At 50.6% G+C, this 9,703-nt stretch carries 7 protein-coding genes; 6 read left to right on the plus strand and 1 reads right to left on the minus strand.

Annotation, left to right across the window (positions count from 1 at the left end; all coding sequences use genetic code 11):
• The 5 genes from E3J62_03190 to E3J62_03210 form a co-directional block, all read left to right on the plus strand.
• Positions 1-229: T9SS type A sorting domain-containing protein (locus E3J62_03190; GenBank protein TET46752.1), on the plus strand; the 229-nt coding region annotated here is incomplete at its 5' end.
• Positions 230-339: 110 nt separating this feature from the next.
• On the plus strand, positions 340-1,911 hold the full coding sequence (locus tag E3J62_03195) for a T9SS type A sorting domain-containing protein (GenBank protein ID TET46753.1): 1,572 nt from the start codon (positions 340-342) through the stop codon (positions 1,909-1,911).
• A gap of 828 nt (positions 1,912-2,739) precedes the next feature.
• Positions 2,740-2,967 carry a hypothetical protein gene (locus E3J62_03200; protein ID TET46754.1) on the plus strand — a complete coding sequence of 76 codons (228 nt, stop codon included), beginning with the start codon at positions 2,740-2,742 and terminating at the stop codon, positions 2,965-2,967.
• Entirely contained in the window at positions 2,955-3,176 is a 222-nt protein-coding gene (locus tag E3J62_03205; protein ID TET46755.1) for a DUF2283 domain-containing protein, read from the plus strand. Before E3J62_03200 ends, E3J62_03205 begins: the two co-directional genes overlap by 13 nt.
• A gap of 654 nt (positions 3,177-3,830) precedes the next feature.
• A complete protein-coding gene (locus tag E3J62_03210) occupies positions 3,831-4,820 on the plus strand; it encodes a hypothetical protein (protein ID TET46756.1) in 990 nt (329 codons plus the stop codon).
• A gap of 580 nt (positions 4,821-5,400) precedes the next feature.
• On the opposite strand, the gene E3J62_03215 is transcribed toward E3J62_03210, so the two are convergent.
• Entirely contained in the window at positions 5,401-8,079 is a 2,679-nt protein-coding gene (locus E3J62_03215) for an ATP-dependent helicase (GenBank protein ID TET46757.1), read from the minus strand.
• Positions 8,080-8,743: 664 nt separating this feature from the next.
• Between E3J62_03215 and E3J62_03220 the strand changes: the two genes are divergently transcribed.
• Positions 8,744-9,703, plus strand: a 960-nt coding sequence (locus E3J62_03220) for a hypothetical protein (GenBank protein TET46758.1), incomplete at its 3' end; no start/stop codon positions are given.

Raw genomic sequence — 9,703 nt, forward strand, 5'->3', positions numbered from 1 at the left:
CCGCATATCCTACCAGATTCCTGAACAACTCCTTGTCAGGCTGACTATCTACGACATCAGGGGCCGCCTGGTCAAGACCCTCGTAACCGAGACTCAGTCTCCCAGTTCATACATGGTGGAGTGGCGAGGAGACGATGGCTTTGGTCGCCCCGTCCCAGCGGGAGTCTATCTCTACAGGCTGGACGCTGGTCGTTGGTCAGCAACCAAGAAAACCGTCCTGCTGAGATAGCTTCATCACTGAGCCTTCCCCCGCAGAAGCGACATTGCGTTGACTTTTCCGGCGGGAGGGATTAGAATAAGACCTGAGGGACGCCAAAACAACGTCTTTAGGGAGAACGAGTGTCAAAGCCCACGTCAAATGCACTGAAATCAAGACGCATCTTGCCCACCCCCTGGTTCAGTATGAGGGCGTTGTTCATGGGCGTCACCCTTGTGCTGTTTTGTTTTGCCACAGGGTTTCTGAATCACTCTTCCTTCGGCTCAGCTGACTATTCAGTGGGAGGTTCTGATCAGTCCGTGATTAGGCTGGGATGGGAATCGGGTTCTATGAAACCGTGGTCCGTAGATAGAAGTCTCACCGCGCCGCCGATAGGCTGGGGGGTCAGGAAGATAGGCGCAGATAGTGTTTGGGCTGCAGGTGTAAGGGGGGCTGGAGTGGTGGTTGCTGTGTTGGGTACCGGGGTAAGATATACGCATACGGACCTGGCGAGTCACCTGTGGACCAATGACGACGAGATCCCTGATAATGGTGTGGACGACGACTCGAACGGCTATGTAGATGATTATATCGGTTATGACTTTGTCCACATGGATGGCGATCCGATGGACGATGTTGGCCACGGTACTGTGGTGGCAGGACTTGTGTTGGGAGATGGAAGGGCTGGATATTCAACGGGCGTTGCACCAGAAGCCGAGCTTATGTCTCTTAAGGTCTGCGCCGGCGGGTCATGCTTCCTCGCCCAGATTTGGCAAGCGATCTACTATGCTGCTTCTGAGGGCGCGGACATAATCTGTATACCGCTTGGCTGGTATGACGGAGATCGAGATATGTGGAGGCGAACCTGCAAGACCTTAACTGACCTTTTTGGTGTGCTCTTTGTGTCCGGCACAGGGTATCCGGTGCTACCCCACAGTGTACCGATGCCAGCCGCTATCCCGCCGCCATGGCTTCATCCAGACCAGACCCTCAGAGGGGAGCCCGCTGGGCTGATCACTGCTGCACCTACGGATTCCTTGGATTACTACAGCGGAAAAGAAATAGGACCAGCCGTGTGGGTCGACTTCCCTTATGTCCCTGGTGACCCGGATTTGATTGGGCTGATCAAACCCGACCTAACAGCACCCGGTGTTCGGCTCGTTTCTCTTGATTACAGGAGTGATACAGGTTATGTCGAAGCATCGGGATGTTACGGGATTGAGCATGTAGCAGGCGCTGCAGCCCTCATTCGTTCAGCACTCCCGTCCTTTACTCCTGCTGAGATAGACAGCGTTCTTGAGATGACTGCCATGGACCTCGGCGCTCTTGGGAAAGACAACTTCTACGGCGCGGGCCGAGTTGATGTCTGGGCAGCCTATCAGTATTGTGTCCCAGGAATTGAGGAAGAAACACGGCGCGACACTCATGGTCGTCTGCTTGAAGCAGCAAGACTTGTGTGCTCGCCCAATCCTTCATTTGGGCCCGTTGCTATCTCCTACGCTGTAGACAGTCCAGGCCCCATAACCATCCAGATGTTCGATCTAGCGGGAAGACCAAGACAAGAAATCCTCGCCACTAACCCCACATCTGGGCAAGGCACAATCCACTGGAATGGCAGGGATAGATCTGGTCACAAACTCCCTTCAGGCATCTATTTCGTTCGGTTGACGACGGAAAGGACCTCAACATCCGCCAAGGTCGTCCTGATGAACTGAAGTCCTCTAGCCGGAGGTGTTGGTCTTGACACGAAAAGGTAAGGTAGTGATCTTGAGGATTCTCGGGGGATTCATCTTCGCACTTTCTCTTTTTCTTCTCGTGGGACCGACACTCGGAACACGAGCGACAGTGGGCATCATATTCATGGTCACGGGTCTTGTCCTCGCTTCGAAAACCTGAGAGTCAACACATCTGAAAACCCCATTTGAACCATTTCCCCAACTCCAGAGAAACAAAGCAGTTGCCCGAAGCGCCTTATTTTTCAAGGCGTTTCAGCATTATGGCTGTTATGGTGATTATGCCTGTTTTGCTCTGTTTTGGTGAGAATTTGGCACAAATCTGGCACACTAATCTAAGATCTGTGACCTAAGATCGCAAATCTTGCACATGTGCGCATATGCGCACGTGTACACATGTGAACTTGTGCATATACGAACATGTGGCGATGAACATGCCAGGGAGGTTGACTTATGGGGTTTGGTGGGATAGAATTCTCGTTGGGAGTGACCAGGATGCCGTCTTTGAGGAGAAGAATGTCAAATGTCAAGTCGTAGATCCTTCGCGAAGTCGGAGGGCACCGAGCGAATGTACACTTCGCTTCAAGAGACAGCTTCATGGGGTCTCAAGGGGGCACAGAGATCATCAGTGCGAATTCGCTTCCAAAATCAGACGAGTGAGTGTAAAATCACTGTTCAAGAGAGGAAACCACAAAGAACCAGCGAATCGGACAGAAAGGCCATTCAATGCTAATCGTCAATTCACATAACAATAGGCCTATACGACTCACAACAGAGAGGTGGAAGCACATAACTACGAGGCATCCCGAAATGGAGAGCCAGAGGGAAAAGGTGTTGGAAACGATAACTGAGGCTGAGCTAATCCAGAAGGGCGACTTTGGCGAGTTCGTCGCCTTCAGATTCTACGAGAAGAGTCCTCTCAGCTCCAAGTATTTGGCCGTAGTATACAAAGAAATCGCAGATTCAGATGGGTTTGTGATAACCGCATATTACACCAGCAAACCTTCGGACAGGAGGCAGATAATATGGAAGCCATAAGAATTCTTGACAAGAAAGAAAACCTCAGTTGGGACTATGACGAGGAAGCCGATGTTCTCTATATCAGCATCGGCGAGCCACAAGAGGCGCTCGGAATTGACATCGGAGAAGGAGCTATTGTGAGGTACGCAGAAGACAAGCGAGAGATAGTGGGACTAACGCTTGTCGGCATGAAGGAGCGATTGCTGAGCAGTCTTAAGGCAAGGTGACAGATACGCCATTAGAGGTCGGAGCCCGAACCCCCAATGGAGGATCCTCTGAATGGCTTTGTACCCTCCTTGCCGCAATTGCAGGAAGATTGGGGTAAGGTCAAGGAATGGCGCCTGAGACTTAGGCTGGGCCTATCTCTTGCTCCCCGTTTCCTCTGAGAGTGCCTCAATATCCCATCCATATCCGGTCTCCATCCCCTGCCACCTCAAACGGTGCGCATGGGGACAGCCCCCCAACCCAATTCGCTCACATTCTCATATGCTCATTTGAGCACATGAGAACATGAACATCTGAACACATGAGAAGGTGGGTAAGGGGGTTTCGTGGTTTCGTGCGCTTGGATCTTCCCTTCGACTTTGCTCAGGATCTCCGACGATTTTCTATTTTCGCCTTCGTAGGTTGGTTATTGGTTCTATTTTCGATCTTCGATTTTCGATTTTCGTGTACATAGTATTGATTTGGCACAACTAATCTAAGATCTGTGACCTAAGATCGCAGATCTTGCATATGTGCGCATACGCGCACGTGTACACATGTGAACTTGTGCATATACGAACATCTGACGATGAACATGCCAGCGAGGTTGACTTGTGGGGTTAGGTGGGATAGAATCATTCAAAGGAAGTAACCAGAGTATCGTCTTTGAGGGCAAAATGTCAGAAAGTTGTAAATCCTTCGCGAAGTCGGAAGGTCAAGCATCGTCCCTAGGGTTTCATTCTATGCGCCGAACTGTGATAATCAGACTAGTATTGGACTGGTTGCTGCTTCTGAGTTTTCTCGTGTGTTATTGTGGTTGCGAAAAAGGTGGTTTTCATCCGGGCGACCACGACTGGCCGTGGATCTTTAGAGACCTTGGAGCTTCGTTCTCTCCTGACGGCGAATGGATAGCCTATGCCCATAGAGCCGTGATAGAAGAGGGAGACACATCGGGCGTGCATATAATGAAGATTGATGGATCAAACAGAGATCTTGTTTTTGCTGGACTCACGTATGGTGTTGATTGGTCACCAGACAGCTCAAAACTGGTGTTTGAATACGGAAATGAGATTTGGTCGCTAGATCTGGGAACTGACAGCGTGGCCCCAATTAGCCCTCAAGACGGGAAAGAAAAACACAAGCCGGTATGGTCAGCCGGTGGTGAAAAAATAGCATACACTGTGGCCTATGGAGATGACCGTGGGGTCTGGGTGATGGATTCTTCAGGCGAGAATGCACACCTAGTGGTGTCCTACGCTGATGTCTCGGATTGGTTTCCGTCGGGCAGTGAGATAGGATTCAGTGCTTGGGTGTATGACAGCTCTGCGGCCGATTGGGTGTATGGGATCTGGTCTGCCGACACTGCCGGCAGCGAGATCCGGCTAATCTTATTGGCTAAGACGATCAATTTGCTGGAGGACGCTATATGGCTCCGCGTTTCGCCGGATGGATCAAAGCTGGCCATTCACGGACAGCAAGAGGGACGGCCACCGGAGGTCTGGGTAATTAACGCTGATGGGAGCAATCCGAAGCAACTCACTCAAGATGGGGGTATGGACCCGGCATGGTCGCCGACCGGACAATGGATCGTGTACACAGACGGAAGAGATGGTAAACTTTGGTTGATAAGGCCGGATGGAACTGATCAACATCCGGTAGACTACTAACCCAAGAAAGGAGCGGGCATGGGGACAGCCCCCCAACCCACTAGCTGACCCGTCGACATGTGCACAATTGTCAACATATCAACACATCAGAGCTGCGCTCATTCGCTCACATCCTCATACGCTCAATTGAGCACATGAGAACATGAACAGATAAGCAGATGTGGGGAAGTGAGATGGGTAGAGGGGGTTCGTGTGTTTCGATCTTCGGTTTTCATGTTCATGGTATTAGTTTGGCACAAATCTGGCACAACTAATCTAAGATCTGTGACCTAAGATCGCAGATCTTGCATATGTGCGCACGTGTACACATGTGAACTTGTGCATAGACGAACATGTGGCGATGAAGATGCCGGGGAGGTTGACTTGTGGGGTTGGGTGGGATAGAATCATCCATAGAAAGTAACCAGAGTATCATCTCTGAGGGCAAAATGTCAGAAAGTCGAAGATCCTTCGCACTCGGCTTCGCCAAGCATAAACTCCGTCGGAGGGTTGAAAATCCTTCGCCTGTCCTGAGGGAATTCGAAGGGAGTATTCGGAGGGTCAAGCACCGTCCCCATGGCTAGTACAGGCCTCTTGGGGATTACTTTTTGCCTTTGCTCTTTCCGCCAAACTGGGCCTTAGCCGGGCACATCTTGAAATAGTCACACTTCAAGCATACGCTCTTTTTGGCCTTTTGAACGAATTTCCCGTTTCGTAGGCATTCGGATGCTTCCATAATGTGTTCCTTGACCGTGTCGATGAACTCGTCATCCACCGCGCGAGGTTTCCTCTTCCTTTCGTCCAGTTCGTATACCTCAACGTAGTCCGCATTTCGACCAGTGAGTTCCTGGTAGCCCAGCGCGTAAACATGGAGCTGCGTTTCTGTCACATCTTCTGGCTGCGCCCGATCTGAGCTCTTCAGGTCTACAATACTGGTTTCGTTCGTATCCAGGCGCCGCACCAAGTCTATTCGCCCAGTGACTGTGACGCCATCCCCCAGACTGATCTCCACGGCCTTCTCAGAAAACTCAATCTTGTCAAATATATCCTGATTGTCGTGTATGTAGTTGCGAATGACTCTCTCTGCACTTTTCCTGAGCGCTTCCTCCAGAGAGGGATAAGCATAGGGAACATGCAAGTGTCTTTTGACCAAGGTTTTCGCCTGCTGCTCGGTAGGTCTCTGACCCCAAAGGGCCTTTTTGTGGACTTCGGCGAGAGCATCATGCAAGGACTTTCCGTAACCAAGTGCTTCATGGATAGGCATATTGAAGCCGTACAGTATGCGGAGTTTGAACTGATACGGACATTCGAAGAAGTACTTTAGATCGCTAAATGAGAAGGTTACCCTGGATACATTGGCCTTTGGCCTCGGTTTCAGCCTTTTTCTCTTGTCAAAGCTGACCAACCTACGCTTTACAGACTTGAAGCGAAGGACATACTCCCAGAACTCGGATGGTCGGACATACCGGTTGTTGCTGCCTTCGATGGGGGCCCATGTCATGAAAAGGAACTTCTGCGCTCTTGTAACCGCGACATAGAAAAGGCGCCTCTCGTCGTCAATAGTACCCAAGAAACGTTCCTGTCCGTGAATGCTTCCAGGAGGGATGACATGCCAAACACTACGCCCACCCATTCGCGGAGAAGGAAAACGATTCCTAAGTAGGGCCGGTATGAAAACAACTGGCCACTGCATCCCTTTGGCTTGGTGAATGGTCAGAACACGAACTGCATCTGGGTTAGTATAGCTCTTGTCCTGCCAACCCTCAGGGTATGCCTCTTCGGCGCGGTGTACGAGAAAACCCGAAAATGACTCGTACTTCCTTTTCGGGGCAGAGTAGTAATGAATCGATTCAAAATCCGAGATAAGCTGGCTGAATTTGCCAAAATTGTAGAAGACGATTTCCCCACGGTCGTCCGGCACGGATTCCTCGCGAAGGTCGAGGTCCGACAGGAACGAGAGAAACAATCTTTGAATGGAATACACATGAAATCGTCCCTCTTCAGCAGTTTCGATTTCTGATCTTGTCTTGGTGGCTGCAGCAATGGCAGATTTCAAGGTCTTCTTGGCGACACCCAGGTTCGCAGCCCCCCACGCGGCCCGTAGCTCCTTCTCGTCTATGTTCCCGGACATAAACAGGAAAAGCTGGCGTGCTGCCTCAGCTTCAGGTGTTTCAAAGAGGTTGTTCATTCCTTCTACGACAAAAGGAATGCCTGCCATCCTCAGTGCCTCCAGAATTGGGCCCCCATTCCTCTTGACGCTCCGTAGTAAGATGGCGCAGTCGGAATATGAAAGGCCGCGACGTCCTTCTTCTTCCTTGAAGCCAACGCCACGGAGTGCTTTGATTGTCTGAACGATGAACTTCGCTTCCTCTGCTGGGCAGTCGAATTTTAATGCCAAGATGTCGCCCTGCTCAAAACGCTGAGCGCCTGTGGGTCTCATTTCTTTCTTGAGTCGCTCTGAGTTCTGCTTGATGAAGTCACTGGCAACTTCGACTATTCCTTTGCTGCTACGAAAATTCTCCTGAAGGCGTACAGGCGTGACTTGGCCGAAGTTGCTGTAGTTATTCTCAAACTCAATGATGTTCTGAACATCGGTTCCGCGCCATTGGTAGATAGTCTGGTCATCGTCGCCCACAACGCATATGCTAGCGCCGAGCCCTGCAAACATTCGTATTACACTTTCCTGAATGGGATTGACGTCCTGGTACTCATCCACGATGAGATACTTCACACGCTCAGAAAGACGTTTCTGGAGCGCTTTGTCAGCAAAGAGCTCGCCGACAGCCCGACCCATGATTGCTGAATAGTCAAAGTACCGCTTCGACTGCAGCAGCGCTTCGTAACGAGCAAGGCCATCGAGCACCGATGCTCCCTTGAGTTTGGAGTCGTCGCGGAGAGTTTCTCGTAGTATGCTTAGAACTGAAACGTATATCCCGGTATCGCGATACCGCCGCAGGTTCCGACCAGCCAAGTCCTTCGTAGTCGTGAGGCCAGCCTCGGTACTATGACGGTCAACGAGAAGGCTCTGCTGTACCTCATTCACCACCTCAAACTTGAGATAATCAGGTACTTCAGTCTTCAAAAGCTCGAGACAGAAAGCGTGGATCGTTCCAACGAACATGTCAGCCAAACCGATAACATTTCCTACGCTTTCACGGCAACGGGCAAAGATTCGCTCCTTCAGTTCCGCGGCAGCCTTTTCCGTGAAAGTGAAGGCTATAACGTTGCCCGGGATGACGGTGGCAGTTTCCAGCAACTTGACAACAAGCCGAGCCAGCACACGCTATCAATTGTAGGTGTCCCTCGGTGTGTCGAATAGCCTCTTGCTGTGACGATGTGAGTCTCACAACCTCATTCCTTTACTGTATTCGCAACGTTCGGATTATATCTTCTGAGATGAGAAGTTCAAGGGGAAACGCTGGACTCCCCGAAATGGGGACAGGGACAAGCCCGAAGTAAGTAGCACCTCCGAAGTCAGGCGTAGTCGTATCCATTGTGGTAGGGTTAAGGGATGGCGCCTGGGTCATAGACTGGGCCTATCCGGTTCTCCCCATTTCCTCTGGGAGTGGCTTAATATCCCAACCATATCCGGTCTCCATCCCCCGCCACGTCAAACGGTACGTGCCCTTTTCGAGCATACCTATTTCCTGTCAGCTTCAGTCAAAGGAACTTCCCCACATTCGTCGACGGTTGTCAAATTCTTTTGCAACAGCGATTGAGGTGTCTCTTGGTCAGAATTTGGCACAAATCTGGCACAACTAATCTAAGATCTGTGACCTAAGATCGCAGATCTTGCATATGTGCGCATATGCGCACGTGTACACGTGCGAACTTGTGTATACGCGAACATGTGGTGATGAAGATGCCAGGAAGGTTGACTTACGGGGTTTGGTGGGATAGAATTATTCGTAGGAAATAACCAGAGTATCGTCTTTGAGGGCAAAATGCCAAAAAGCCAAGCACCGTCCCCAGGTCCAGTTACAAGAATGGCGGGCCTGTTGATCATCGCCACGGGACTAGCGCTCTTGGGCCTCGCAGAAGTCCGAGCGGCTCAGGGGGAGAAAAACCAGAAATCAACCGTAGAGCTGGTTTGGGACAAGGAGTTCCCAGAGGGAATAACCGATGTTGCATTTGATAAGGAAAGAGAAGGGCTATTTTGTCCGAGCGTCATAGTGACAGGGAATTGCGAGAACGCTAAGGCAATCCTGTACTTGGATAGTTCCGGGAAAGTAATCAAGGAGACGAAACTGAAGGAATGGACGCAGGTCAGGATTTCGCAAAATGGGCAATACATTGGAATCATGCATCCAGAGAAATATGATGGGGAGTTCTACTATGGCACCGTTGATATAATAGACAGGGCTGGGAAATTGGTAAAGAAGGTCGACGAGGTCTACGGCACCTCGTGGTGGGTATCTCCTGGAGGCAACGAGATAATCGAGAAGAGTGTTTGGGATGACGACGATATCTACTACTTCCGTGGTACTTCCGGAAAAGGTCGGGCGGATCTGACAAAGAGCAAAGGCGATATTTCAATGTTTGCCGGTACCCAAGCGATCAAATGGTCAGAAACGGAGAGCGCCTACTTGCAGATCGGTACCCTAATAGGAAATCTGCCCTGCTTGCCAAATGGCCACAGCATCGCTGTTTCTCCCGATGGTGACTATGTGGCAACTCCGAGGGCAATTCCCCAAGGAAACGACTACATCTATCATCTATTACTTCGTAGAAACAACGGTATCCTACTGGAAGAATTTGACCTGGAGAAGAAGGGCTGGGTGTTGTCTTCTTTCTCGCCCGATGGCAAATTCTTGACGGTCGCCGTAAGAAACTTGGTATTCCTGATAGGTGTCGGGAAAAAGAAGATACTCTGGAAATATGAATCTGATGACCCTTATCAGTTA

The sequence above is a fragment of the candidate division TA06 bacterium genome, assembly GCA_004376575.1.
In the GTDB taxonomy this organism is placed as follows: domain Bacteria; phylum Hydrothermota; class DG-26; order E44-bin18; family E44-bin18; genus E44-bin18.

What these genes read in the sequence shown, in the direction of transcription:
- E3J62_03200 (TET46754.1), top strand. Translation starts at nt 2,740, where the DNA reads ATGGAGAGCCAGAGGGAAAAGGTGTTGGAAACGATAACTGAGGCTGAG.
- E3J62_03205 (TET46755.1), top strand. Translation starts at nt 2,955, where the DNA reads ATGGAAGCCATAAGAATTCTTGACAAGAAAGAAAACCTCAGTTGGGAC.
- E3J62_03210 (TET46756.1), top strand. Translation starts at nt 3,831, where the DNA reads ATGTCAGAAAGTTGTAAATCCTTCGCGAAGTCGGAAGGTCAAGCATCG.